This is a genomic window from Loktanella sp. D2R18 (assembly GCF_003318235.1).
Taxonomy (GTDB): domain Bacteria; phylum Pseudomonadota; class Alphaproteobacteria; order Rhodobacterales; family Rhodobacteraceae; genus Yoonia.
On the sequence record NZ_QOCG01000011.1, the window covers coordinates 121,314 to 145,841 of the forward strand.

Genomic DNA, 24,528 nt, shown 5'->3' on the forward strand with positions numbered 1-24,528 from the left:
TATTCTTGCCAAAAGATAAACAAACCTGACCCAAGCGTTCTTAACTAACCAGATTCCCGCAACACCCGGTCCAGCCGTGCCATGGTTGGGCGACTCGACACGAAGCGTTGAAAGGGAAAAATATGCTGGATTTGGACACACGGATCGCAGGGCTCAAGAGGCCGACACTGCTTGCACGGGCCGCACGTTTTGGCGTGGACGACTACCGGCGCGAGGTACATTTGCACCGTATTTTGGGGCCGGGTCACCTGCCCCGGCACGCCGAAGCAATCATGCGATTGCTTGATATTGAGGCTGGCCTCAATATCCAAAGGGTCGCGCGCGATGGCCATTACCGCATCGCACACCATGTCGAAGTGTTGATTGCAATTGCAGGCGAAGCAAAGCTGATGCGCGCCACCCGCCTGCGGCTTGTCACGCCCTAGCCAAAGGCGTCAGGCATGCTGGCTTTCTTGTCAGCAACATAGGCGCGCAGCTTGGCTTCAATGTCAGGGTCAAGTGCGGGCTGCTGATAGGTATCGATCATCTTTTTGACCCGCACAGAGGCCAGTGTTTGCGTGTCGCGTGCGCCTTCTTCGTCCCATGTTTCAAACGGTTTGTAGTCCAGTAAATCAGTCCGCCAGAATGCGTCTTTAAAGTTGGCTTGCGTATGCGCACAGCCAAGATAGTGACCGCCCGGACCAACCTCAGCGATAGCATCCATGGCCTGCCCGTTTTCGGACATGTCCACGCCCCTTGCAAAATGGTGCAATGTGCCCAATTGGTCCGCATCCATCACGAATTTCTCAAACGATGCGACCATCCCACCTTCAAGCCACCCGCAAGAGTGCAACATAAAGTTCACGCCTGACAACAGCCCCATTTTCAGGCTGCTTGCGGTCTCGTAACCGGCTTGCGCATCGGGCAATTTCGAGCCACAAAACGATCCCGCAGAGCGATACGGTAGCCCCATACGGCGGGCCAGTTGCCCGGCCCCATAGGTAATATGCTCGGCCTCAGGCGTGCCAAATGTCGGCGCGCCAGAATTCATGTCGATTGATGTCACCATTGTACCGAAAATCACCGGTGCGCCAGAACGCACCAATTGCGAATAGGCAACGCCTGCAAGGACTTCAGCCAATGTCTGCGTCAATGTCCCGGCAACAGAAACTGGGGCCATCGCGCCACCAACGATAAAGGGGCTAATAATTGCTGCTTGGTTATTTGCAGCGTAAACCTCAAGCGCGCCCATCATCGTGCTATCAAACGTCAACGGAGAGTTGATGTTGATCAGCGAGGTCATCACCGTATTTTCTTGTACGAACTCTTTGCCGAACAATATTTCACACATTTCAACAGAATCTTGCGCACGCACAGGTTCGGTCACAGCCCCCATGAACGGTTTATCACTGTAAACCATATGCGCCAACAACATATCCAAATGCCGTTTATTCACAGCGATATCGGTGGGTTCGCAGACGGTTCCGCCAGAATGGTGTAGCCACTTCGACATATAGCCAAGCTTCACGAATTTTTCGAAATCCGCGATCGTCGCATAGCGGCGTCCGCCTTCGGCATCGCGCACAAACGGCGGGCCATAAACAGGGGCAAGCACCAGCGCATTGCCGCCAATCTCAACATTACGCTCCGGGTTGCGGGCGTGTTGCGTGAATTTAGACGGGGCTGTCGCACATAGTTTGCGCGCCAAACCGCGTGGGATCCGCACACGTTCGCCGTCGATCTCGGCGCCGGCGTCTTTCCAACGGGCCAGCGCTGCGGGGTTATCGACAAAGTTCACCCCAATCTCTGCCAAGACAGTTTCTGCGTTGGTTTCGATTGTCTGCAGGGCTTCTTCGGTTAGCACTTCGTAATTGGGTACATTGCGTTCGATAAACTTCGCCGTCTCGATGCTTACGGCTGTGCGTTCGGCCCGGCGCGCGGCCCCGCCACCACCACGTGCGCGGCGTCCTGATTTGGCTGGTGCATCTGACATATCGGTGTCCCCTTTGGCGTTGTTGGGTCTGTTTTATCGATCAGCGTCCTGACCCCTTGTAATTTTTGCGCCGTTTTTGACCTGAAAACGACATCACCGAACAAATTCCATTTTAGGCAGACCTGAATAGCGCGCGCCCTCTTGCACAAATTCAAGTCTGCCATTACCGAAGCGCCATGGAAAACAGCACCCACGAACGCCTTCTCATCATTGATTTTGGCAGCCAGGTTACGCAGCTGATTGCGCGTCGCTTGCGCGAATTGAGCGTCTATTGTGAAATTCATCCTTACCAATTGGTGACGGACGCGTTCTTGGCGGAATTCGCGCCCAAGGCGGTGATCTTGTCAGGTGGCCCCGACAGCGTGACCCGCGAGGGGTCGCCACGCGCACCGCAATCCGTATTTGAACTCGGCGTGCCGGTCCTTGGCATTTGCTACGGCCAACAAACGATGATGACCCAACTGGGCGGCAAAGTCGAAAGCGGCCATGGCACTGCCGAATTTGGCCGTGCTTTTGTAACGCCAAAAGACCCGCTCGATTTATTGCAAGGTTGGTTCGCCACTGACAAAGAACAAGTCTGGATGAGCCACGGCGACCATGTATCTGAAATCGCACCGGGTTTTGACGTTTACGGTACATCGCCCAACGCCCCATTTGCAGTGACGGCCGATGTGTCCCGCCATTTCTATGCAGTGCAATTCCACCCAGAGGTCCACCACACGCCAAATGGCGCAAAACTGTACGAAAACTTCGTTCGTATCGCAGGGTTTAGCGGTGACTGGACAATGGGCGCCTACCGCGAACAGGCGATTGCGGCGATCAAAGAACAAGTCGGCGACAAAAACGTTATCTGCGCACTTTCGGGTGGCGTTGATAGTTCCGTTGCTGCGGCGCTACTGCATGAAGCCATCGGCGATCAGCTCACTTGTGTGTTTGTTGACCACGGTTTGCTACGCCTGAATGAGGCCGAAGAAGTCGTCAGCATGTTCCGTGATCACATGAACCTCAAGGTTATTCACGCGGATGAAACTGAGCTATTCTTAGGCGAACTTGACGGGCAATCTGACCCGGAAACCAAACGCAAGATCATCGGTAAACTGTTCATTGATGTCTTCCAGAAATACGCCAATGAAATCGAAGGCGCCGAGTTCTTGGCTCAAGGGACACTTTACCCAGATGTCATTGAATCGGTGTCATTTTCTGGTGGCCCTTCGGTCACGATCAAATCGCACCACAACGTCGGCGGCCTACCCGAAAAAATGGGCTTGAAACTGGTCGAACCTCTACGTGAGTTGTTCAAAGACGAGGTCCGCGCGCTTGGTGTTGAACTTGGGCTACCACCAAGCTTTATCGGGCGGCACCCTTTCCCCGGTCCGGGTCTTGCGATCCGCTGCCCCGGCGAAATCACCCGTGAAAAACTTGAAATCCTGCGCAAAGCTGACGCGGTATATATCGATCAAATCCGCAAACATGGGCTTTATGATGATATCTGGCAGGCCTTTGTCGCAATCTTGCCTGTGCGTACCGTTGGTGTGATGGGCGATGGCCGGACGTATGATTTTGCCTGTGCGCTACGTGCGGTCACATCTGTCGATGGGATGACAGCGGATTACTATCCGTTTTCTCATGAATTCCTTGGCGAAACCGCGACGCGGATCATCAACGAAGTCCAAGGCATTAACCGCGTGACCTATGACATCACATCAAAACCACCCGGAACAATCGAATGGGAATAACGGGAAAAGCAGGTAACGTGCGTCTGACCGGCACGATTACAATTCCGGCGGACCAGCTTGAACAGTTGGTCCCGCTATTGGAGCAGCACATCGCGCTCACCCGCACCGAGCCGGGCTGCCTGCATTTCGATGTCATCCAAGACGCTGAAACACCGGAATTATTCCATGTCAGCGAATTATTCACAGATGAAGCGGCTTTTGCAGTCCATCAGGCCAATGGTGCTGCGCGCCCTTGGGGGCCGGTCAGCAAAGACCTCATCCGTGATTTTCACAAAGAAGCGCTTTAGAAGGTTGCAATTTCGGGCAGACCCGGCGCAACTAGCGGCATGAACAACACCCTCAAAGCTGGGCTGTGGATGCTTGCCGCCATTGGCTCTTTTACCAGCATGGCCGTCGCGGGCCGTGCCGTCAGCGCCGATCTTGATACCTTTGAAATCATGCTGTTTCGGAGCGTGACCGGCATTATTTTAGTGCTACTGGTTGCAGCCTTTTCCGGAAATTTCGGTCAAATCACGCGCAATCGGTTCGGCCTGCACCTTGTGCGGAACCTGTGCCATTTCACAGGGCAGAACCTTTGGTTTTTTGCGATTGCGACCATTCCATTGGCGCAAGTGTTCGCGCTTGAATTCACCACCCCTATCTGGGTTATTTTGCTGTCACCGCTTGTCTTGCGCGATAAGCTGACTCCGGTTGGTCTGCTAAGCGCGATCATCGGCTTTTTGGGCGTGTTGATCGTCACGCGTCCTGACACGGCCACCCTCAGCCCCGGTTTGATCGCCGCGGCTATCTGCGCAATTTTCTTTGCGCTGACTGCAATTTTCACGCGCAAGCTGACAATAACAGAACCAATTACCGCTATCATGTTTTACCTGACAGCAAGCCAAGCCGTGTTCGGTTTGCTTTTTGCTGGGTATGACGGTGACATCACCCTGCCCTCTGGGGCCGGTATTCCGCTAGTTATCTTGATCGGTTTTGCCGGGCTGTTTGCGCATTTTTGCCTGACCACAGCGCTTAGCCTTGCGCCACCCAGCATCGTAATGCCGTTTGATTTCATCAGGCTTCCTACAATCGCCGTTGCAGGCATGGTCCTGTACGGTGAACCATTGGAAATGCTCGTTTTTGTCGGAGCTGCGCTCATCTTTGGGGCCAACTATCTGAACATCAGCTACGGCACACGCACGGTTGGCAGCGACAAAAAATAACTAAACCGTTCAGTTTATTGCAATTTTATGACGTCACGTATAGAAGCGATACATGACGCTGCGTCAAGAATTGACGCAAACGTTACCCACTCCTTAGGGTCGATCCACGAGGAGATTCATGACAGGGATGAGGACATGAAAAACGCTATTACAGCCAGCGCAGCACTGCTGCTGACGACGACTATCGCAAACGCAGGTGGGATTGATCGCACCGGAAATCCATATTCGATTTTATTTGAGGAAGGGAACTATGTGCAGCTTTCGTTTAGCGCTGCCATGCCCGAAGTATCAGGTGAATACCCAGCCGTCCCTTTTGGCGGTGGTTCAACCGAAAACATGGCTGAAAGCTATTTCAGCGCCGGTGTCGCCCTTAAATACGAGATCAATGATCAAATCGATTTGGCTGTAATGCTCAATCAACCTTACGGTGCTGATGCCAATTATACTGGCGGCGCATATACTGGCTTGACTGCCGAATGGAATAGCACACAGCTTTCTGTTCTTGCTAAATACCAAGCAAATGACGCAATTTCAGTTTATGGTGGATTGCGCGCTATTCAATCAGAAGCCACAATCGCCATTCCTGTCGCCTTAACAATGACAGCTGATTACGACGCTGAGACCGAGAAAAACACCCAAGTTGGTTATGTCATTGGTGCAGCGTATGAAAAACCTGAGATCGCATTGCGTGTCGCGCTGACATATGAAAGCGGCGTTACACATGATTTCGCAACCGCCGAGTATGCGAATGGCGCTTTGCAACTTGAAAGCACCACCGACATAGAAATTCCGCAGACTGTGACTCTAGATTTCCAATCGGGGGTCGCAGAAGATACACTTGTTTTCGGTTCGATCCGCTGGTCTGAATGGTCAGTCTGGGAAGTACGGCCAGCCTTTTTCGAACTGGCCTCCGGGGGGGATCGCGTAACCGGAATCGATGATGATGTGATTACTTATCGTCTTGGCGTTGGGCGTCGGATCAACGACGACCTGTCAATCTTTGGTCGCGTCACGTATGAGGCAGGTAACGGCGCCGAGGCATCGCGCCTGTCTCCAACAGATGGATCAACAAGCATCGGTATCGGTGGCAGCTACACAATGAATGGCGTCAAGTTCACTGGTGGCATCGAATACGCAATGTTGGGTGATGCAACGGACGCATCCGGCGTTGAATTTGAAGATAACTCAGCGGTCGGGTTTGGCCTGTCTATTGGATACGCGTTCTAAATATTGCAAACCGAGAATTTGAAATCAGCCCCGCCAAGAAATTGGCGGGGCTTTTTTATTTGGGAAGCCGGTCCAAAACAGCCTTTGCCGCGCGCAATCCGGGTGGCTGCCCACCTGCCCCAAGCCGTTTCATTGTTTCAGCCATAGCATCCGATTGCGCGGTTGGATTGCCAAGTGTCGCGATCACAGCCTCTGCAATCGGTCCTGAAGCGCAGTTTTTACCAATAAACTCAGGGACAACGCGTGTTTCTGACACCAGGTTCACCAACGTCACCGTATCCACCCGCAACATGCGCCCGATGATGATCCGGCTTAGCCATGCCATGTCATAGGCGATCACCATCGGTGTGGCGTTCGCCGCCAGTTCAAGCGAAACTGTCCCCGATGCGGCCAGCGCAACATCTGCGCGCCGGAACCATGCGGCCTTTTCCGGCGATCCCGGCGGCACGATCGTAACGGGCACATCCCATTGTGCAGTCTTTTCGCGCACTAAATCCACGACGCCCGCGGTCGTTGGGATCACAAACATTGCGTTTGGGACTTTCGCTGCGATCTGACCTGCGGCCTTTCCAAATCGGTCGGCAAGCCGCCCGACCTCGCCCCTGCGGCTGCCCGGCAGCACTAGCACCACGGTGCCCTGACCTAACGCATCCGCCTGTTCTTGCGTCGCGATTGGATCGGTCACGACCGGATGCCCAACAAAATCACAGTCCATGCCAGCCGCCTGCATCAACGGTGGTTCAAACGGGAAAAGTGCGAGCACATGATCAATATGCGCCGCCATTTTCTGCGCGCGCCCCGGCCGCCATGCCCAGACCGTTGGTGCCACATAATGCACTGTGCGAATATCGCTTTGCGCTTTGACCAGCTTTGCGACGCGCAGGCAAAAATCAGGGCTGTCGATGGTAATCAGAACGTCAGGTTTGGTCTCAACAATCGCATCAGCCATTTCCCTGATACGCGCCTTAAGCGCACGGTATTTGGGAAGAATTTCCGCAAGTCCCATCACGCTCAGTTCATCCATGGGAAAACGGCTAACCAGCCCGTGCGATTGCATCAACGGTCCGCCGACCCCGTCAAATGTGACGTCTGGGCGCAGCTGTTTCAGCCCATCCATGAGCGCAGCACCCAGCTTATCGCCCGATGCTTCGCCTGCGATCACAAATACCTTCATGCGCCACCTCTGGGGCGCACCCATAAAAACATGCCTTGCGCATCTAATACTTTGCGGACCGTTGGTAAGTCCAAAACCATCACGCCGCCTGCCTCGATCACGATACCGTCCAGCCCGGCCTCAGCGGCCATCATCACGGTGCGTAACCCGATGAGCGGCAGGTCAGCGCGTTGGTCTTGACTTGGTTTTGGGGCTTTGAACAAAATGCCGCCCGTCGCATCTATTGTGGTGTCTGGCTTATCTGCGAGCCAGCTCTTAACCATTTTGCGTAGATCCGTTGATATATCTGTGGCCCAGTCAAATGACTTTGAATTTTCGTAGTTAGGCGCGCACAGCTTTTGCAGCATGGCATCTGTGCCTTGTGCGTCTTCGCGCGCGACTACGTCGCCGTTCAGAACAACGCAAGCCTGCCCTGTGTCCGCCAATCCCATCGCAACCACACAAGATTCGCCAGCAAATGCGTCGTTGGTATGATCCGAAGCCGGTCCAATTTTCGTGCGCACGCCGGGCTGCGGCAAGAGGTCAGGCGCAATTTCATGCGCTGCCATCACGTGAAACCCGTATTCCTCCATGATCGCGATGATGATACGCAGCGCGCCATCGTCGCCTTGGGTTAAGGCGGCTTGGACCTTTGGCACCAAAGGCATGGTGGCGGCATCAATCTGGGAAGGGTCAATTTGCGGACGACGGACAGCACCGGCCATACAAATCTGTGTCACCCCACGCGCGCGCAAATCTGCAAGAAAGCTGCCAAGATGCTCCATCCGGAATGTGATGTCGGGGTTCAGGCTAGGTTCAAATCCGCGCATGGCACAGATGAGCGGCGGTTCCGCCAATCGCCCGACTAATGCGGGGGGCAAATCCCCCGTCCCTGCAATCAGCGCCAGCATCAGCCCGGCGTCAGGAAATTGCGATCAGTATCGCCAAGGATAAAGGCAACCATTTGCTGCACGTAATCGCTATCGCTTTCTTCGCCCAAGCGCCGTGCCCGCTCTTGGAAATTGCCTTCGCCATCGCGCAGCATCTGAAACGCGGCCCGTAGCGCGGTGATATCAGCACGCGCAACGCCTTTGCGTTTCAGTCCGACAAGATTGAGCCCATCAAGAACACCGCGCGGGCCTTGGACCAACCCATGCGGGACGACATCATTTGTGACCATGGTGACCGCCCCGATGATCGCACCTTTGCCGATCCGCACCCATTGATGCACACCGCAAAGACCGCCGATGATCACATCATCTTCGATCACGCAATGCCCTGCAATTGCGGACGAATTTACTACGATCACCCGGTCGCCAATGCGTGCGTCATGCGCAACATGACAACCTGCCATGAACAGGCCGTCATCGCCGACGCGCGTTTCACCACCGCCCTGCACTGTGCCAGTGTTCATCGTGACATGTTCGCGAATACGGTTACGTGCGCCAATGCGCAGCCGCGTTTGTTCACCGTCAAATTTCAGATCCTGTGGAATTTCGCCAATTACCGCAAAGGAAAACACCGCCGTATCGTCACCGATATGCGTATCGCCATCAACAACCACATGGCTTTTGAGCACCACCCGGTCGCCCAAGACGACATTGGCACCGATCGCGCAGAATGGCCCAATGGTGCAATCAGCGCCAATCACGGCACCGTCAGCAATGACAGACGAAGGGTGGATATTGCTCATTCTTTGGGGATATCCATCATGGCTGTGAATTCTGCCTCGGCGGCCATTTCGCCATCTACAGTTGCGACGCCCTTAAAGCGCCACACCTTGCCACCGGGTTTGCCGCGTGTGGTTTCGACATGCATTTCAAGCACATCACCCGGCACGACCTTGCGGCGGAATTTACAGCCATCAATCGCCATGAAATAGACCAGCAGATTGCCCTCGGTCAGCCCAAGCGTCGCGCCAACCATCACGGCAGTGGTTTGCGCCATGGCTTCCACGATTGTAACGCCTGGCATGATCGGGTTACCTGGGAAATGGCCCTGAAAATGGGGCTCGTTCATCGTGACGTTCTTAATGCCGACAGCAGATTTTGTCCCCTCAATGCTGTGGACCTTATCGACCAACAAAAACGGATAGCGGTGCGGCAAGATTTTTTGGATCAGCAGAATGTCGGCTTCGGTGACAGGATCGGACATTGGTGGGGTATTCCTTGTATTTCGCTTATGCTGAGTAGCAATTCCACAGACTGCGGGCAAGCATGAGCCTACTGCGTTCCATCGCCCAGCTCGGCATCGACCCGCACAATCACGTCATCCGTGATATTGGCCGCGCGTACCGACATGACGACGCTGCGTTGCTCGAGTACGATGACCGCACCACGTTCAAGCATCACATTGGCAATAATACCCTGCACACGATCTTCAAAGGTCGCGCGTTGTTCGGCGTCTGCGGCTTGCAATTCAACGTTTTTGGCATCGCGGACCCGACGCACCTCTTGGACTTTCGCATCAAAGGCATCTGCTTCGGCACGAAAATCTTCCGGCGTCATCTCTGGTCGGCGCAGGGTCAGGCTGCGTTCTTCTTCGGTCAATGTTGCGACGATTTGTTCGTTTTCGTCCTGCACAGCCAGTGCCGCTTGGTTCAAATCTTCGGCAATCCGCCGGCCATAGAGTGTTTCAAAATAGATCCGGTTCATATCAAAAACCAAGATCTGCGGCGTGACCTCTTGCCCGCGCGCGGGTAATGCCGCGCACAGACAAATCAAAAGGGCACGCCATAAGCTCATCAAAAGCTCGTTGAGATGGTGACGTCAAAAGCCTTGGTGTCATCGCGGTCTTGCGCGTCCAGTGCTTCGGTAAAGTTAAACCGTAGCGGGCCAATGGGCGTGGTCCAGAACAGTGACAGCCCTGCAACCGCGCGGGGAGTGAATTCATCGTAGATCACATCTTCACCGTAGGTTTCGCCAACATTCCAAACCGATCCGTAATCGATGAACGCCCCACCAGTCAGCCCATATTCGGTGGGCAGTCCCAGCGGGAATTCAGATTCAAGACGCAGCACCGCATAGGCGTTACCCCCAAGCGCGTCATCGGTATCGTCGTCACGCGGCCCAATCCCGCCAGATTCGAACCCGCGCATTACACTGCTGCCCATAAAGAAGCGATCAGTCACACGGCTAGAGCCTTCTTGATAGTCGAGATAGCCACCTTCAAGGGTCGCTCGCAGGGTGACTTCTTCGTTCAGGACCTTGGCTTCGGCCCCAAGCAACGCAGTTGATTTAATAAACTGCGCGTCGCCAAATCCGAATTCTTGACCAAAGCGCAGAACGACACCTGCTGTTGGGTTCAATCCAGACCGACGAGTGTCGTAGCTGTAAGTATAGCCAAACGAATGGGTGGCGACCCCGCCTTCGTCGGCCTCGTTGTGAATAATCTGGCTGGCGCTGCTATCGACATCAGAAATATCGCTGTAGTCAAATGCGTAAAGCACAGTCAGGCGCCCATTTTCACTCACTGGGAATGTCAAACGAGGGCTGATACGCAGGCTTTCAGTATCGTAAAGCGCGCTTTCATTATCTGTAGTGGCATAAGAAAGGTTCACCCCAAGGCGCAAATCACGCCCCAACAAACGTGGCTCAGCAAAGCTAAACGACAGGTTTCGGTTGGTTTCAGCCGTCGATAGGTTGAAGCTGAGGCTTTGACCGCGCCCTTGAAAGTTTGATTGATTATAAGACGCAACCAGCCCAATGCCGGTATCACTGTTATAGTTCGCACCAAAGCTCAGGCTACCTGTCGGGCCTTCGACCACGTCGACGTCAACGATCTGTTGGTTTTCGCTGCTTCCCTGCCGCGTGTTCACAGACACATCTTGGAAGAAACCCAACGCGCGGATTCGGCTCGCTGAATCGCGAATTTCGCGCGGATTAAACGGGTCGCCCTCAACCACATCCACACGGTTGCGGATCACGCGGTCCAATGTGGTGCTGTTGCCTTCGATATCGATGCGTTCCACAAAAATACGTGGGCCAGGCACCAAGACGTAAGTCAAATCAAGCGTCAAATCGCGTGGGTTGCGGGTAATGCGCGTATCGACCTGCACAAAATTCACCCCCCGGCTGACCGCAAGGCGTTCAAGCCGCACAATATCCGTTTCAATTGGCACGGGTGAATAGGTCACGCCTTGGCGCACACGAATAGCGTCTTGGAATGGCGTGGGATCAAGCCCATCGATTTCGCTGGCGACAGTTACAGTGCCAAATTCAAACTTTTGGCCTTCGCGCAGATTGTAGGTAATCAGGTATGCATCGCGTTCACGCGTCAATGCGACATCCACGTTTTGCACGACAAAATCAGGGTAACCACGTGAATGGTAGAAATCCGTTAGCAATTCGCGATCTGCTGCCAGACGCTCTGACGAATAGGTATCACGGCGTATCAATGCACGCAGTGCACCGGCCTGTTTGGTGTCCAGCACACGCTGAAGGCGCGATTCAGAATAGGTCCGGTTGCCAAGGAAGGAAATTCGTTCAACTTCGGTAACCGCAGTTTCCGTCACAACGAAAACAAGGTCAACGCGGTTATCTGACAGCGGGATAATGCTTGGCGTGATCGTCGCATTGATCCGACCTTGCTCGGCATAGGCGGCGGTAATGGCGGCCGTATCGGATTCTGCCTGTGTCGGGTTATAGGCGCGGCGCGGCTGTGATTGCACAAATGGCAACAATTCGGAATCACTCAGTCGCGCGTTACCTTCGACATTGATCCGGTTAATCGTCGGGTATTCCACAACGCGGATAATCAAGGTGCTTCCACTTGGAACGACCTCAACGCTTTCAAAAAGACCGGATTCACGAATAGCCTGTGCAGCGTCGTTCAGCTCTGCAGTGCTCAGCGCCTCGCCTTGGGAAATACCTGCATATGTGAGGATTGTACCATCGGCGACGCGTTGGTTGCCTTCGATTGATACGTTATTGAAAACAAAGCTTTGCGCAAATGCGGCACCCGCAGTGAATGTTGCAATCACCGCGATGGTCGCAATCCGGCGCATATTCGCCCCGCCCTGCGCCAAAAGACGCCCCACAAATCTATGCATATTGTTCGCCTGTTTTCGTTATTCAGTTCTCTACGAACTAGCCCGATTAAAGGGCAATGTCAAAACGCCAAACACGCAAACAGGGTGTTTATGGGCACAGAATGGTATCGTTGAGCAAAGTGAACAGCATCATGGTCAGTATCAATGTCAGGCCGATCGACATAAACACTTGAATCGCTTTTTCTGAGGGCTTGCGGCGGGCCACTGCCTCATATCCGTAAAAGACCAGATGCCCCCCATCCAAGACGGGAATCGGTAGCAGATTCATAATTCCAACAGCCGCCGACAACATCCCGATTAACCAAATGAAACTTTGTGTACCTTGGCGCGCCATCGACGCACTGGTTTCAGCGATTCCGATAGGGCCAGACATATTGCAGGTCGATATGTTCCCCAAAATCATGTGTTTGACCGCAGAAAACGTCGTTGTAGCCGAGTTCCAAACACCGTTAACGCCAAAAGTTAGCGCATCTGTGACAGAGATACTTTCTACCATTGCGTCAAAGAAAAAATCACTGCTCACACCGATCAAATAGCGGGTCTGAAATCCACCTTCGGGCAAGGGGGTATCGGTTTGGCGCGCGGTTAGGGTCACTGTCCGCGTCTCACCCTCATTCCAAAGGTCTAGCACAACAGGTGCGCCTGCTGCAGCGAATACCTTTTCTTGCACCTGTAAAAACGAATAGACAGGCGCGCCATCAATTGTGGTGATCACGTCCCCTTTGACCAGCCCCGCCTCATCGGCTGCGGATCGCGGCGTCACGCTGCCAATTAGCGAAGGCATCACAAATGGACCGGTCACGATCATCTCGGCCCCGTCACGCAGGATGGTATAGTCAAGCTGCGGCGCACTCTGCACGAGATCTAGAATGTTTTCAGTGCGATCTGGATCGTTGAACAGAACACCGTCCACGGCGATCAAGACATCGCCCTGTTCAAGCTGGTTCACAATCCCATCTGGCAATGGTTTTGCACTGTCATAGGTCAGCGGATCGACCGCCTGCCCTTGCACCATCACCGCCCCCGCAAAGACCAAAATCGCGAGGATGAAGTTAAACACCGGACCTGCCGCAACCGTCGCTGTACGCGCCCATAGAGGCGCACCTTCCATCGTGTGGCGTGGATCAACATCGGGTGCGACCTCTTCTGATCCGACGCTCGCAGCATTCGCATCGCCTAGGAATTTGACGTAACCGCCCAATGGCACGGCCGCGACCTGCCAGCGTGTGCCGCGTTTATCAACCCAGCCAAACAGGCGCGGCCCAAAACCAAGCGAAAACACTTCGGCGTGGATACCACACCAACGCCCGACGATGTAATGCCCGTATTCATGCACTGCGACGATAACGGATAACGCCACAACAAAAGCCGCAATAGCAAAGGCAAGATTGCCGAACATCAGCACAAGTTGGTTGATTAAATCCAAGGGTCTATCCTAGCTTTGCAATGGCTTCGCCCGCGTGGATACGGGCCAATCTGTCTGTCTCTAAAACATTATCAAGCGTAATGGCACCCGCCGTCACGGATTGGTCGGATGACATTTTGGTTAACGTCATGTCAACGACCTTTGCCATATCCAAAAAGCCGATCTGACCGGCGATAAACCCATCCAATGCGCGTTCTTTGGCCGCGTTGAACACCGCGCCCGTCAGCCCACCCGTTTCCATCACTTGATGCGCGATCTCTAATGCCGGGTAGCGTTGCATATCTGGCGCCGCGAACGAAAGCTGGCCAATTTGGGCGAGATCAAGCCGCTCCACGGGCAGTTTGCGCCGTTCTGGCCAGTGTAGCGCATAGCCGATGGCGTGCCGCATATCCGGCGGGCCGACATGGGCCATCAACGCCCCATCATTAAACCCAACAAGCGCATGCACCATGCTTTCACGATGTACCAGAACTTCAATCATCTCATGCGGAACGCCAAAGAACTCTTTAGTTTCAATAAGCTCCATCGCCTTGTTGAACATCGACGCGCTATCAATTGTGATCCGCTGCCCCATATCCCAATTGGGATGGCTTGACGCCTCTGCCAATGTTGCGCCTGCGAGTTTTTCAAACGGCCAGTCGCGAAACGCACCGCCGCTGGCGGTAATGATAATTCGCTCAACCGACGCCATATGTTCGCCAACCAGCGCCTGAAAAATGGCGGAATGTTCACTATCAACGGGCAAAACGGTTGCCCCATGCGCCTTTGCACGGTCCAGCAATAGCGGCCCGGCAGTCACCAGCGATTCCTTATTGGCAAGCGCCAGCGTCGTGCCATGCGCCAATGCGGTCAGCCCAGGCACCAAACCGGCGGCCCCCACGATTGCGGACAACGCCCAATCAACCGGGCGCGCGGCGGCCTCTGCTATTGCAGCATCGCCAGCGGCGACCTCTATGTCAGTGCCTGCCAGCAGCTTATTAAGCTCATCATAGCAATCTTCATAACAAGTCACCGCCACATCAGCATTCAGCGCAACGGCATCGGCGGCCAGTTGCGCGACGTTGCGCCCGCCTGTCAGCGCCACAACATCATAAGAATCCATGTCGCGCTTGATCAGATCAACCGTGCTTTGGCCGATTGATCCAGTTGCGCCAAACAGCGTGATTTGCCTCAAAAGGCCGCTCCCGGAACGTTAAAGACGGATGCTATCAGTAGCAAAAACAGAGCCGCGCCAAGCACCGCATCGAAGCGATCAAACAACCCGCCATGACCGGGTATCAGGGTAGAACTATCCTTCACCCCCATGCGCCGCTTCAGCGCGCTTTCTCCAATATCGCCCATCTGCCCAGCAAAGCTGATCACCATAGAAATCAAAATAATCCATAGCCCAGCATTCGTGAAAAGAGTGAAAGTATATCCGACAAACCCGGCCCCCACCCAGCCCGCGATGGTGCCGCTCCAGGTCTTCTTTGGGCTAATTTTTGGCCAAAATTTTGGTCCGCCCAACATGCGGCCCGCGAAATATCCAAAAACATCTGTTACGATGACGACAGACATCATCCAAAGAAGCCAGACAAACCCATAGTCCATCCGAAAGTGAACGAGCCCCCAACCAGCGATTTGAATAGCGAGCGCAAAAACAAAAAACGTCACTTGTTCTTTTTTAATCAGGGTTGCGCCTATCACCGGCACCACGAAGAACAATAAAAGCCCTGCGGCACTGCCATCTGCGATTTGTCCTGACAGAACGGACGCGACAAGTGCAGCAAGCAGCATGCCCTTAGTGGGTTCATCCGTGCGGATCATCATCCACAATTCCCAAACCATCACAGCGGTCACAAAAACCACCAGCATTTGGAACCAAACGCCCCCCATGATCACGCCAGCCGCACCAATAATTGTCATCGCAATGGCCGATAGCACACGCGGTTTCAGGTCATCCCAATTGCTGGCCATTTAAGCGTTCACCCCACCAAAACGCCGTTCGCGGCTACCGTAATTGGCCAGCACATTGGCAAACTCTTTGGCCGTAAAATCTGGCCACAAAGTATCGATAAATTCATATTCCGCATAGGCCGACTGCCAAAGCAGAAAATTCGAAATGCGGGCTTCGCCGCTGGTGCGGATGACCAGATCGGGGTCGGGCAGAACGTGGGTATCCAAAAAGCCAGACAAGGTTTCGGCGTCGACGTCTTTATAGGACAGCCGCCCTTGTTCCACTTCAAGCGCCAATCGCTGTGCTGCGCGCGTCACTTCATCGCGGCCACCGTAGTTAATCGCCACTGTAAGGTGGACCAAATCATTATCCGCTGTCAGCAATTCCAATTCATCCATCAGGCTGACAAGTTTATCATCAAGCCTGATCCGGTCGCCAATAAACCGCACGCGCACACCGTTCTTTAGCAGCGCCTTCGCCTCGTTTTCAATATACTTACGGAACAAGGTCATGAGGCCAGAAACTTCGCTCTGGGTGCGTTTCCAGTTTTCCGTAGAAAAGGCAAAGATCGTCAGATATTTCACACCCTGATCGGGGCAAGCTGCCACGATTTCACGCACACGGCGTGCACCCGCATGATGCCCAAATAAGCGTGGCCGTCCGCGCTGTTGCGCCCAACGCCCGTTGCCATCCATGATAATCGCCACATGGTTGGGCCCTGTCTTGGAGTCGTTTTGATCCTCGGGCATCACAGGCCTCCTGACGTGGCGATTAGACCTGCATGATCTCTTCTTGCTTGCTTTCAAGCGTTTCATCGACCTTTTTGATATGCGCGTCGGTCATATCTTGCACTTCAGCCTCCCAGAATTTCTGGTCATCCTCTGACAAGCCATCGTTCTTGGCCTTTTTGATCTGGTCCATCCCATCACGGCGCAGGTTACGGATCGAAACCCGTGCGTTTTCGGCATAATTACCCGCAACTTTTGTTAGCTCGCGGCGGCGTTCTTCGTTCAACTCGGGGATCGGCAGCATGATGATCGTGCCGTTCAATTGTGGGTTAATTCCAAGGCCGCTTTCACGGATCGCCTTTTCAACTTTGCCCACTAGACCCTTATCCCAAACGTTGATCGTCACCATCCGTGGTTCAGGTACGTTCACCGTGCCCACTTGGTTAATTGGCGTCATTGACCCGTATGCATCAACCATTACCGGCTCTAGCATCGATCCAGACGCACGGCCTGTCCGCAATGATGCAAATTCTGTGCGCAGGTTAGCAATCGCGCCATCCATACGGCGGCCCAGATCATCGGTATCAAGTTCAAAATCGTCTGACATTTTTACTGCTCTTTCTTGGCGGGCGTTGCCCGGCTTTTATCCGTTCTATGCGAAACACCTGTGATTGTATAGCTTAGCAAATGTGCAGCATTTGTGCAGAACAATCACAAGCACTTACTACTCATGCACAATTGTATGGGTGCCTTCACCGGCCAAAATGCCTTGGAAACCGCCCGGTTCATCAAGTGAAAACACGATGATCGGCAGGTTATTGTCCCGCGCAAGCGCAATGGCGCTGGCGTCCATCACCCCAAGATGCTTTTGCAGCACTTCGTCGTATGTCACCTCTGAGTAGCGCACGGCATCCTCATGTTTCGCCGGGTCTTTATTGTAGACACCGTCGACCTTGGTGCCTTTGAAAATCGCTTCGCAATTCATCTCATTTGCGCGCAGAGTCGCGGCGGTATCCGTTGTAAAATAAGGGTTTCCGGTGCCTGCCGCAAAGATGCAAACCCGCTTCTTTTCAAGGTGACGTACGGCGCGGCGGCGGATGTAGGGTTCTGCGACTTCGTTCATGGTGATGGCGGAAATGACGCGTGTGTGGATGCCCAGCTCCTCAAGCGCGGATTGCATCGCCAGCGCATTCATCACGGTCGCAAGCATCCCCATATAGTCGGCCGTTGTGCGCTCCATCCCTTGGGCAGAGCCTTGCAGCCCGCGGAAAATATTGCCGCCTCCGATGACCATACAAATCTCGACACCCATATCGTGCACAGATTTCACTTCTTTGGCGACCCGCTGCACCGTCGGCGGGTGCAGACCAAAGCTCGTGTCGCCCATCAGCGCCTCTCCCGAGATCTTTAACATGACCCGCTTATAAGTCGTGTTCTCAGTATCGCCCATGATAGCCCCCAAGCTGTCTATTGTTATGAGGCGCAAAATGTCGCAAAACGGCGCTGAATTCAATGGCACCTTGCCGACAAAACGCAAAGCTGCGCAAATAGAGCAATGATTACGATCCCCCCTCATAAACCGGTGCTGATCGCGGGGCCGACGGCCTCTGGTAAATCCGCGCTCGCGCTGCATATCGCGCGTACCCAAGGCGGGGTGATCGTGAATGCAGATGCTTTGCAAGTCTTTGACGGCTGGCGCATTATCACCGCGCGCCCTGACGATGCTGATCTGGGGCTAGCGGATCATGCGCTTTATGGGCACATCCCCTATGACGCCGATTATTCGGTTGGGCACTGGCTACGAGATGTGACCCCATATCTACAAGGCGATGCGCGGCCAATCATCATCGGCGGCACTGGTTTGAATTTCGCGGCATTGACGCAGGGGTTGGCAGAAATTCCCGCCACACCCGACACATTAAGGTCGCAGGGCAATGAATTATCATTAAATGATTTATTACGTGAACTTGATTCAAAAACATCCGCCCGTATCGACATACAAAACCGGATGCGCGTACAGCGCGCTTGGGAGGTCCTTAAAGCCACGGGGCGCCCACTGGCCGATTGGCAAGACGAAACACCGCCGCCACTGCTTCCGGAAAGTCAGGCCGTGTGCCTAAACCTGAATGCAGACCCTGCCTGGTTGAATGATCGGATTTCGCGCCGCTTTGACCAAATGATTGCGCAAGGCGTCCTGGATGAGGCCCGCGCGATGCTTCCGACGTGGGACCCCACGCATGCGTCTTCAAAGGCTATCGGCGCGCCTGAATTAATTGCCCATCTAAATGGCACGTTAAACACTGAACAAACCCGCGACGCGGTGATTATTGGTTCCAGACAATACGCAAAACGCCAACGCACATGGTTTCGTTCGCGGCACAGAAACTGGCATCAACTCAAGGTTGATCAACTCGACATATCCGCAACACTTGATCTGCCTAAGTGACTGACACATTGATTTGAAACACTTTTCGGTCAAACTGAGAAAAACAGTCAGCATTGGGACGATGTAATGACGCTCATGACCGAAATAAAAGCAGCGGTAACGCTAGCACCGATCAAACACGCCGGCCCTCAAAGCCGCTGGCGCACCGAAGCCATGCGCAGCCACGCCACACCACGCCTGATCCATATCACCAAAGGTCAAGGGCGGATCACCGTCGCAGGTCTGACAAATGGCTACGGCCCCAATAATCTGATCTATATCCCCCCCCACACAATGTACGGGATGGAGGTCGGCCCGACCGTTTTCGCACAAATCATGGCCCTGCCCGATACGTCCGGCATGCCTGCCGCGCCGTTTCATCTGCGGCTCTTGGATGTTGGCCCGCAAAAGGAACTGTTGGGACTGTTCGAAGCCATCGAACAAGAACTGCAGCCCACCGGCGATGCGCGTGCCGTGTCCTGTCATCATGTCTTGCTGACGATTTTCATTGAACGACAACTGCGCGAACGCGATAAATCCGCTATCGATCCGCGCCGCAATTCGGCTGCGGCCAAGCTTGTCGCGCGCTATACCACGTTGATCGCACAAGATTTTCAATCAGATCGCACGGTCACAGATTATGCCGACAATCTAGGGGTTACGCCTACACATCTGACACGGTGTTGCCAACAAACCTGTAGCCGTTCGGCATTGAAGCTATTGAATGAGCGCATTCACTTTGAGGCCTGCACCCTTTTGCGTGAAACCCGGCAATCCGTGCAAGATATCGCGCAAAATCTTGGGTTCCAATCGGCGGCCTATTTCACCCGCACTTTCAAGGATCGCACTGGCGAAACCCCAACCCATTTTCGCAATACCGGGCTTACTGCCCTAAAATAACCTGCACGTAGTTTTGGGTTTCAGGATAGGGCGGAACATCGCCGTAGCGTTCGACCGCCCCCGGTCCCGCGTTATAGGCCGCAAGTGCCAGCCGCCAATTACCGAATGTGTTATATTGCTGGCGCAGATACCGCGCGCCACCTTGCAGGTTTTGCGTCGGGTCCGTCGGATCGACCCCCAAGACAGCCGCCGTTTGCGGCATCAGTTGTGCCAACCCCAGCGCACCTTTGGACGACACCGCCTGCGCATTCCAACCGCTTTCTTGCTGTACAAGCCGCAAAAACAGATCAACGGGGATGTTGTTGTTTTGGGCCGCAGCCCGCGCAATGGGCAAATAGGGACCAGAATAACTGCCTTGATAAGGTGTGACAAACGCCGCCAAATCCGCGCGCGGCGGCAAAAGCCGCTCAGACCCCGCATATTGCGTTGCGGCCCGGTCGTCCAAAATCGAAATCTGGTTTTGCAAAAGCTGCGTCCGCGTCCGGGTCGACACTTGTTCTTGCGCCCAAAGCGGCGCAACGCTCGCGCATAAAATCGCCCCGATCACCCCTGTTTGAAACCGCATGAAACCATCCCGCATCCGTTGCTTAGGTGCCTATGTACGGTTTCTTGCGCAGTTAGCCAACCCATCGGGCCACAACCATTCCTTAACCTTGTTCGCCCATCCCCAGTCTGTCACAAAAGCGCAAACAAGAATCGTGGGAGATACCGCAATGGCCGGATCAGTGAACAAAGTCATCCTTATCGGTAATCTGGGCGCTGACCCAGAGGTCCGAAATTTTCAGAACGGCGGCAAAGTGTGCAACCTGCGCATCGCAACGTCAGAAAACTGGAAAGACAAAAACACAGGCGAGCGCCGTGAAAAAACAGAATGGCATCAAGTCGCAATCTTCCAAGAAGGTCTTGTGCGCATAGCCGAACAGTACCTGCGCAAAGGCGCCAAGGTTTATATCGAAGGCAAATTGCAGACCCGCAAATGGCAGGATCAATCCGGCGCTGACCGCTATTCAACCGAAGTTGTTCTGCAAGGGTTTGATGGCACGTTGACCATGCTTGATGGGCGCGGCGAAGGCGGTGGCCAAGGCGGCGGTGGCGGCAATTATGGCGGTGGTCAATCTGGCGGCGGCTACGGCGGCGGCAGTTCCGGTGGTTACGGCGGCAATTCAGGTGGCGGTGCCCCTGCTGGCGGCGGCAGCGATATGGACGATGAAATCCCGTTCTAAAGCCTGAACTGTCAAGGCGAACTAATCAAAAAGTCCCGATTAACCTCGGGACTTTTTTAGTTCCAATGCATCTTCAAGCACTGACAGCACGACATCTGACGGCACATCTGACGTCATAAACGCACCGCCAATGCCGCGCGCCAACACAAAGCGCAGCTTGCCATCAAGCACTTTCTTGTCTTGCCCCATCAGCGCCAATAGCCCGGCGCCATCGGGCAAATCGCCAGCAATATCGGCCATATCGACCTTCATCCCCATGTCGCGCAGATGCGCACGCACGCGGCTGGGGTCTTCTTGGCTACACAGACCCAAACGGGCGGAAAGTTCAAACGCCAGCGCGCAGCCGATTGCCACGCCTTCGCCATGCAGCAGACGGTCAGAATAGCCGGTTGCGGCCTCAAGCGCGTGCCCAAACGTATGCCCAAGGTTCAATAGCGCCCGGTCACCGTTTTCCTTTTCGTCGCGGCGTACAACATCGGCCTTCATTTCACATGATCGGGTGACGGCGCGAATACGGGCGTCCATGTCACCAGCGGCAAGCGCCGGACCCTGCTTTTCAAGCCAGTCAAAAAACGCGGCATCACCCAGCATGCCGTATTTGACGACCTCGCCATATCCCGCCAGAAAATCGCGCGCGGTTAATGTCCCCAAAAGCGCAGTATCCGCGAGCACCAGACTTGGTTGATGAAATGCCCCAATCAGGTTTTTCCCCATTGGCGAATTGATCCCGGTCTTGCCGCCAACCGAACTGTCCACCTGTGCAAGCAAGGTCGTCGGAATCTGCACAAACCGCACGCCCCGACGCATGATTGCAGCTGCAAACCCGGCCAAATCACCGATGACACCGCCGCCGAATGCGATCACGACATCGCCGCGTTCAACCTTTTGAGCAAGCAACCATTCGACGCTTTTTTCTAATTGCGCCCAACATTTCGTCGCCTCACCCGCAGGCAGTGCCAGCGCCTCTGACGTCAGCCCAGCGGCGGTCAGCCCCGCCTGCAACTGCGCCAAATGCAACCCGGCGACTGTTTCATCGGTGATAATACAGATATGTTTGCGCCCACCGAACGCCGCGACATAAGGCCCTGCCTGACCCAACAAGCCGGGGCCGATATGAATGTCGTATTCGCGACCGGGCAGGTCAACATGCACCGTGGCAGTCATCTAGTTTCTCTCCAGGATAGTTGGGTCGGCAACAAGCACATCAATCGCGGCTTGTGTGGTATCGTCGATGGTTGCATCCGCACCAATTGCAAGCTGCAAACCGGCTTGCGCATAGATGGGGCGGCGCGTGTAAAAAATTTCGGTCAAGGTCGCCTTTGGCTCAGCGGTGCGCAACAACGGACGGGTATCTTTGTGCCGCACCCGTTCCCAGAGTGTTTCGAGGTCAGCATCAAGCCAAAGCGCCACGCCCATTTCGGCAATCGACGCGCGGTTGCGCGCGGCCATAAACGCCCCGCCACCTGTGGATACGATCCCAGGAGGGCCAGATAGGATGCGTCGCAGCACTTCGGCTTCGCGTTCGCGGAAAAACGCCTCGCCATCGCGCGCAAATATCTCAGCGATTGAGAGGGCGGCAGCGGCTTCGATTGCGGCGTCGCTATCGACAAAAGGCACGTCCAATTGCTCTGCCAGATTGCGTCCGATCGCAGACTTCCCGCAGCCCATCATCCCCACCAACACTACAGTGCGGTGCAAGTGGAACCCCTGCCCCTGCGTCATCACTTTTGCCCCCCGGCCTTTGGCATTTTGCCGCCTCACGTAAATTTAATGAATGAATGCCGTGATATTGCGCAAAAGGCCAGTTATAATGACTTCAAATGTTGGCATTAAGACCACATATTGAGGTAAATCAGTAGGAACGGGGCAGATAATGTTGCGGCTCATCAAGGTACTTTTATTTTTGGTTGTCCTCGCGGGCATCGGTTTGGTCGCATTTGCCTATATCGGGCCGATTTTCTTTCCAAATGATTTTGCAGCCCCGATCAGCGAGGTAACACACCCTGTTACGCTTGACACAGATTAGCGCAATCGCGCTGGCGTGCAGTCTGCTTGCCGCGCCGCTTACCGCACAACAGCAAGAACCGCTTTCTGCGATTGATTGGCTCTCGCGCAGCGTCGAACCCAATGTGCGCGTCTTTGAACCCCCTGTCAGCGATAGCGCAATCGCGCCGCAAATCACAGTTACACCGCTAGATCGCCCTTCAAAGGACTTGTTTGGCCTGCTCCCGCAATCAGTGACGGGCCTGCCCCGCACGCTTTGGGCGGGCAGCGACGAAGAAATGTTAGTGACGTTATTGCAGGCCGAACGGGTCGAAACCCTGCCTGCGATCCAAGATTTTCTTAAGGTCATGATCCTTGCTGAAACCGATCCGCCGCGCAACGCGAGCCCCAGTGGTACATTATTCTTGGCACGGGTTGATAAGCTTTTGGATCTTGGCGCGATTGAACCAGCACAAGCGCTGATCGAGCAAGCTGATCCCGATACCGCCGCGCTATTTCGGCGCTGGTTTGACGTGGCATTGCTGACAGGCACCGAAAACCCCGCTTGCGAAGTGATGGGACAAAAACCATCGATTGCGCCAACCTATGCGGCGCGCATTTTCTGTCTCGCGCGCAATGGCGACTGGGCAACAGCGGCGTTAACACTGAACACGCACCGCGTTTTGGGCGATGTGACTGAAGCAGAAGAGCTGTTGATGACCCGGTTCTTGGACCCTGAAATTTTTGAAGGCGCGCCACCGCTCGCGGCGCCTGACCGGATCAGCCCGTTGATATTTCGGATGCATGAAGCCATTGGCGAAGGACTGATCACCGCTAATTTGCCGCTCGCTTTTTCCCACGCTGATCTGCGACCAACTGTCGGCTGGAAATCACAGCTTGAAGCGGCAGAACGGCTTGCCCGCTATGGCGCGGTGTCTGAAAATATCTTGCAAGATTTCTACACCGCCAACACCCCCGCCGCATCGGGTGGCGTTTGGGATCGCGCGCGCGCAGTGCAACGATTTGACCAAGCGATTTCCGCAAAAGATACCGAAGCGATTGCGGCAACCCTGCCCGCAGCTTGGGAAGCCATGCAACAAGCGCGCACCGAAGTGCAATTTGCAAAGCTTTACGGACCAGCACTGCTTGAAACCCCGCTAATGGACGACGCCCAAGACCTCAAAATCACAATCGGCCTGCTTTCACCGGATTACGAAACATTTGCGCTGAACGCGCTGGACACATCCTATGATCCGTTTTTGATCGCGCTTGCACGCGGTCTGCCACAAGAGGTACCCGCAACATCGCCCAAAGCATTGGCCATCCAAGCTGCGTTTAACGGCGCGCAGCCGCCAGCAGTGCTACAAGCATTGGTCCAAGACGGCAAACTGGGCGAGGCATTACTGCGTGCAACCGCCCTGTTCAACGAAGGGTTTGTTGGCGATTACCGATTGGTCACCGATGCGCTCGCACTGATGCGCTCTGTCGGGTTAGAAGATGTATCGCGGCGCGCGGCCTTGCAACTGATGCTATTGGAACGGGCGACGTGACCGCACAATCCCCCCCT

Annotated in this window: 26 protein-coding genes; 10 read left to right on the top strand and 16 right to left on the bottom strand. The window is 54.6% G+C overall.

What is annotated here, in order from left to right:
• The first annotated feature begins 122 nt into the window (after positions 1-122).
• The gene (locus DS901_RS07220) at positions 123-425 is read left to right on the top strand and encodes a DUF6477 family protein (RefSeq protein ID WP_113776261.1); all 303 of its coding nucleotides are present in this window, start codon (positions 123-125) and stop codon (positions 423-425) included.
• Here the strand turns inward: DS901_RS07220 and DS901_RS07225 are convergent.
• Positions 422-1,972, bottom strand: coding sequence for a trimethylamine methyltransferase family protein (locus DS901_RS07225; protein ID WP_113776262.1), 1,551 nt, complete (start codon positions 1,970-1,972; stop codon positions 422-424). The two genes, DS901_RS07220 and DS901_RS07225, sit on opposite strands and share 4 nt — an antisense overlap.
• Positions 1,973-2,148: 176 nt before the next feature.
• Here DS901_RS07225 and guaA point away from each other — a divergent pair, with 176 nt between their 5' ends.
• The 4 genes from guaA (at position 2,149) to DS901_RS07245 (ending at position 6,137) form a co-directional block, all read left to right on the top strand.
• Positions 2,149-3,708 carry a glutamine-hydrolyzing GMP synthase gene (gene guaA / locus DS901_RS07230; RefSeq protein WP_113776263.1) on the top strand — a complete coding sequence of 520 codons (1,560 nt, stop codon included), beginning with the start codon at positions 2,149-2,151 and terminating at the stop codon, positions 3,706-3,708.
• Positions 3,699-3,995, top strand: a complete 297-nt coding sequence (locus DS901_RS07235) for a putative quinol monooxygenase (RefSeq protein ID WP_113776264.1) — start codon at positions 3,699-3,701, stop codon at positions 3,993-3,995. Before guaA ends, DS901_RS07235 begins: the two co-directional genes overlap by 10 nt.
• Before the next feature lie 39 nt (positions 3,996-4,034).
• Positions 4,035-4,910 carry a DMT family transporter gene (locus tag DS901_RS07240; protein WP_113776265.1) on the top strand — a complete coding sequence of 292 codons (876 nt, stop codon included), beginning with the start codon at positions 4,035-4,037 and terminating at the stop codon, positions 4,908-4,910.
• Between the two features lie 135 nt (positions 4,911-5,045).
• Complete coding sequence (locus DS901_RS07245) at positions 5,046-6,137, top strand: OmpP1/FadL family transporter (protein WP_181820802.1); 1,092 nt, start codon at positions 5,046-5,048, stop codon at positions 6,135-6,137.
• Positions 6,138-6,192: 55 nt separating this feature from the next.
• Here DS901_RS07245 and lpxB read toward each other — a convergent pair whose 3' ends face one another.
• From lpxB to pyrH, 12 genes are all read right to left on the bottom strand, one after another.
• A complete protein-coding gene (gene lpxB, locus DS901_RS07250) occupies positions 6,193-7,311 on the bottom strand; it encodes a lipid-A-disaccharide synthase (RefSeq protein ID WP_113776267.1) in 1,119 nt (372 codons plus the stop codon).
• Positions 7,308-8,201, bottom strand: coding sequence for an LpxI family protein (locus DS901_RS07255; protein ID WP_113776268.1), 894 nt, complete (start codon positions 8,199-8,201; stop codon positions 7,308-7,310). The genes lpxB and DS901_RS07255 overlap by 4 nt, the downstream gene beginning before the upstream one ends.
• Entirely contained in the window at positions 8,201-8,983 is a 783-nt protein-coding gene (gene lpxA / locus DS901_RS07260; protein ID WP_113776269.1) for an acyl-ACP--UDP-N-acetylglucosamine O-acyltransferase, read from the bottom strand. The genes DS901_RS07255 and lpxA overlap by 1 nt, the downstream gene beginning before the upstream one ends.
• Positions 8,980-9,444 (bottom strand): 3-hydroxyacyl-ACP dehydratase FabZ, encoded by a 465-nt coding sequence (gene fabZ, locus DS901_RS07265; RefSeq protein ID WP_113776270.1) that lies wholly within the window; start codon positions 9,442-9,444, stop codon positions 8,980-8,982. The genes lpxA and fabZ overlap by 4 nt, the downstream gene beginning before the upstream one ends.
• Before the next feature lie 68 nt (positions 9,445-9,512).
• Complete coding sequence (locus DS901_RS07270; protein ID WP_113776271.1) at positions 9,513-10,034, bottom strand: OmpH family outer membrane protein; 522 nt, start codon at positions 10,032-10,034, stop codon at positions 9,513-9,515.
• On the bottom strand, positions 10,034-12,340 hold the full coding sequence (bamA, locus tag DS901_RS07275) for an outer membrane protein assembly factor BamA (RefSeq protein ID WP_113776272.1): 2,307 nt from the start codon (positions 12,338-12,340) through the stop codon (positions 10,034-10,036). The genes DS901_RS07270 and bamA overlap by 1 nt, the downstream gene beginning before the upstream one ends.
• An 88-nt stretch (positions 12,341-12,428) precedes the next feature.
• Positions 12,429-13,766 carry an RIP metalloprotease RseP gene (rseP, locus tag DS901_RS07280; RefSeq protein WP_181820803.1) on the bottom strand — a complete coding sequence of 446 codons (1,338 nt, stop codon included), beginning with the start codon at positions 13,764-13,766 and terminating at the stop codon, positions 12,429-12,431.
• A gap of 4 nt (positions 13,767-13,770) precedes the next feature.
• Entirely contained in the window at positions 13,771-14,940 is a 1,170-nt protein-coding gene (gene dxr, locus DS901_RS07285) for a 1-deoxy-D-xylulose-5-phosphate reductoisomerase (protein WP_113776273.1), read from the bottom strand.
• Positions 14,937-15,722: a phosphatidate cytidylyltransferase gene (locus DS901_RS07290; protein WP_113776274.1), complete on the bottom strand. Its 786-nt coding sequence runs from the start codon at positions 15,720-15,722 to the stop codon at positions 14,937-14,939. Before DS901_RS07290 ends, dxr begins: the two co-directional genes overlap by 4 nt.
• Entirely contained in the window at positions 15,723-16,451 is a 729-nt protein-coding gene (gene uppS, locus DS901_RS07295; RefSeq protein WP_113776275.1) for a polyprenyl diphosphate synthase, read from the bottom strand.
• 22 nt (positions 16,452-16,473) lie between these two features.
• Positions 16,474-17,037, bottom strand: coding sequence for a ribosome recycling factor (frr, locus tag DS901_RS07300; protein ID WP_113776276.1), 564 nt, complete (start codon positions 17,035-17,037; stop codon positions 16,474-16,476).
• Positions 17,038-17,154: 117 nt separating this feature from the next.
• A complete protein-coding gene (gene pyrH / locus DS901_RS07305; protein ID WP_113776277.1) occupies positions 17,155-17,880 on the bottom strand; it encodes a UMP kinase in 726 nt (241 codons plus the stop codon).
• A gap of 105 nt (positions 17,881-17,985) precedes the next feature.
• On the opposite strand from pyrH, the gene miaA reads away from it, so the two are divergent.
• Together miaA and DS901_RS07315 are read left to right on the top strand one after the other, a co-directional pair.
• A complete protein-coding gene (gene miaA, locus DS901_RS07310; RefSeq protein WP_113776278.1) occupies positions 17,986-18,876 on the top strand; it encodes a tRNA (adenosine(37)-N6)-dimethylallyltransferase MiaA in 891 nt (296 codons plus the stop codon).
• A gap of 66 nt (positions 18,877-18,942) precedes the next feature.
• Positions 18,943-19,755 carry a helix-turn-helix domain-containing protein gene (locus tag DS901_RS07315; protein ID WP_113776279.1) on the top strand — a complete coding sequence of 271 codons (813 nt, stop codon included), beginning with the start codon at positions 18,943-18,945 and terminating at the stop codon, positions 19,753-19,755.
• Here DS901_RS07315 and DS901_RS07320 read toward each other — a convergent pair.
• Positions 19,739-20,320: a lytic transglycosylase domain-containing protein gene (locus tag DS901_RS07320; RefSeq protein ID WP_113776280.1), complete on the bottom strand. Its 582-nt coding sequence runs from the start codon at positions 20,318-20,320 to the stop codon at positions 19,739-19,741. The two genes, DS901_RS07315 and DS901_RS07320, sit on opposite strands and share 17 nt — an antisense overlap.
• A gap of 148 nt (positions 20,321-20,468) precedes the next feature.
• Between DS901_RS07320 and DS901_RS07325 the strand changes: the two genes are divergently transcribed.
• A complete protein-coding gene (locus DS901_RS07325; RefSeq protein WP_113776531.1) occupies positions 20,469-20,978 on the top strand; it encodes a single-stranded DNA-binding protein in 510 nt (169 codons plus the stop codon).
• Positions 20,979-21,017: 39 nt separating this feature from the next.
• Here the strand turns inward: DS901_RS07325 and aroB are convergent, their stop codons facing one another.
• Positions 21,018-22,142: a 3-dehydroquinate synthase gene (gene aroB, locus DS901_RS07330; protein WP_113776281.1), complete on the bottom strand. Its 1,125-nt coding sequence runs from the start codon at positions 22,140-22,142 to the stop codon at positions 21,018-21,020.
• Positions 22,143-22,700, bottom strand: coding sequence for a shikimate kinase (locus tag DS901_RS07335; RefSeq protein ID WP_113776282.1), 558 nt, complete (start codon positions 22,698-22,700; stop codon positions 22,143-22,145).
• Positions 22,701-22,851: 151 nt separating this feature from the next.
• Between DS901_RS07335 and DS901_RS18710 the strand changes: the two genes are divergently transcribed.
• Positions 22,852-23,004 (top strand): hypothetical protein, encoded by a 153-nt coding sequence (locus DS901_RS18710; protein WP_181820804.1) that lies wholly within the window; start codon positions 22,852-22,854, stop codon positions 23,002-23,004.
• Positions 22,991-24,511, top strand: a complete 1,521-nt coding sequence (locus tag DS901_RS07340; RefSeq protein WP_309472525.1) for a hypothetical protein — start codon at positions 22,991-22,993, stop codon at positions 24,509-24,511. Before DS901_RS18710 ends, DS901_RS07340 begins: the two co-directional genes overlap by 14 nt.
• Positions 24,512-24,528: the final 17 nt, after the last annotated feature.

Bases quoted from the DNA above. Each gene is read 5' to 3' on its own strand.
- DS901_RS07220 (WP_113776261.1), top strand. From the start codon at position 123: ATGCTGGATTTGGACACACGGATCGCAGGGCTCAAGAGGCCGACACTG.
- DS901_RS07225 (WP_113776262.1), bottom strand. From the start codon at position 1,972: ATGTCAGATGCACCAGCCAAATCAGGACGCCGCGCACGTGGTGGTGGC.
- guaA (WP_113776263.1), top strand. From the start codon at position 2,149: ATGGAAAACAGCACCCACGAACGCCTTCTCATCATTGATTTTGGCAGC.
- DS901_RS07235 (WP_113776264.1), top strand. From the start codon at position 3,699: ATGGGAATAACGGGAAAAGCAGGTAACGTGCGTCTGACCGGCACGATT.
- DS901_RS07240 (WP_113776265.1), top strand. From the start codon at position 4,035: ATGAACAACACCCTCAAAGCTGGGCTGTGGATGCTTGCCGCCATTGGC.
- DS901_RS07245 (WP_181820802.1), top strand. From the start codon at position 5,046: ATGAAAAACGCTATTACAGCCAGCGCAGCACTGCTGCTGACGACGACT.
- lpxB (WP_113776267.1), bottom strand. From the start codon at position 7,311: ATGAAGGTATTTGTGATCGCAGGCGAAGCATCGGGCGATAAGCTGGGT.
- DS901_RS07255 (WP_113776268.1), bottom strand. From the start codon at position 8,201: ATGCTGGCGCTGATTGCAGGGACGGGGGATTTGCCCCCCGCATTAGTC.
- lpxA (WP_113776269.1), bottom strand. From the start codon at position 8,983: ATGAGCAATATCCACCCTTCGTCTGTCATTGCTGACGGTGCCGTGATT.
- fabZ (WP_113776270.1), bottom strand. From the start codon at position 9,444: ATGTCCGATCCTGTCACCGAAGCCGACATTCTGCTGATCCAAAAAATC.
- DS901_RS07270 (WP_113776271.1), bottom strand. From the start codon at position 10,034: ATGAGCTTATGGCGTGCCCTTTTGATTTGTCTGTGCGCGGCATTACCC.
- bamA (WP_113776272.1), bottom strand. From the start codon at position 12,340: ATGCATAGATTTGTGGGGCGTCTTTTGGCGCAGGGCGGGGCGAATATG.
- DS901_RS07290 (WP_113776274.1), bottom strand. From the start codon at position 15,722: ATGGCCAGCAATTGGGATGACCTGAAACCGCGTGTGCTATCGGCCATT.
- uppS (WP_113776275.1), bottom strand. From the start codon at position 16,451: ATGCCCGAGGATCAAAACGACTCCAAGACAGGGCCCAACCATGTGGCG.
- frr (WP_113776276.1), bottom strand. From the start codon at position 17,037: ATGTCAGACGATTTTGAACTTGATACCGATGATCTGGGCCGCCGTATG.
- pyrH (WP_113776277.1), bottom strand. From the start codon at position 17,880: ATGGGCGATACTGAGAACACGACTTATAAGCGGGTCATGTTAAAGATC.
- miaA (WP_113776278.1), top strand. From the start codon at position 17,986: ATGATTACGATCCCCCCTCATAAACCGGTGCTGATCGCGGGGCCGACG.
- DS901_RS07315 (WP_113776279.1), top strand. From the start codon at position 18,943: ATGACGCTCATGACCGAAATAAAAGCAGCGGTAACGCTAGCACCGATC.
- DS901_RS07320 (WP_113776280.1), bottom strand. From the start codon at position 20,320: ATGCGGTTTCAAACAGGGGTGATCGGGGCGATTTTATGCGCGAGCGTT.
- DS901_RS07325 (WP_113776531.1), top strand. From the start codon at position 20,469: ATGGCCGGATCAGTGAACAAAGTCATCCTTATCGGTAATCTGGGCGCT.
- aroB (WP_113776281.1), bottom strand. From the start codon at position 22,142: ATGACTGCCACGGTGCATGTTGACCTGCCCGGTCGCGAATACGACATT.
- DS901_RS07335 (WP_113776282.1), bottom strand. From the start codon at position 22,700: ATGACGCAGGGGCAGGGGTTCCACTTGCACCGCACTGTAGTGTTGGTG.
- DS901_RS18710 (WP_181820804.1), top strand. From the start codon at position 22,852: ATGTTGCGGCTCATCAAGGTACTTTTATTTTTGGTTGTCCTCGCGGGC.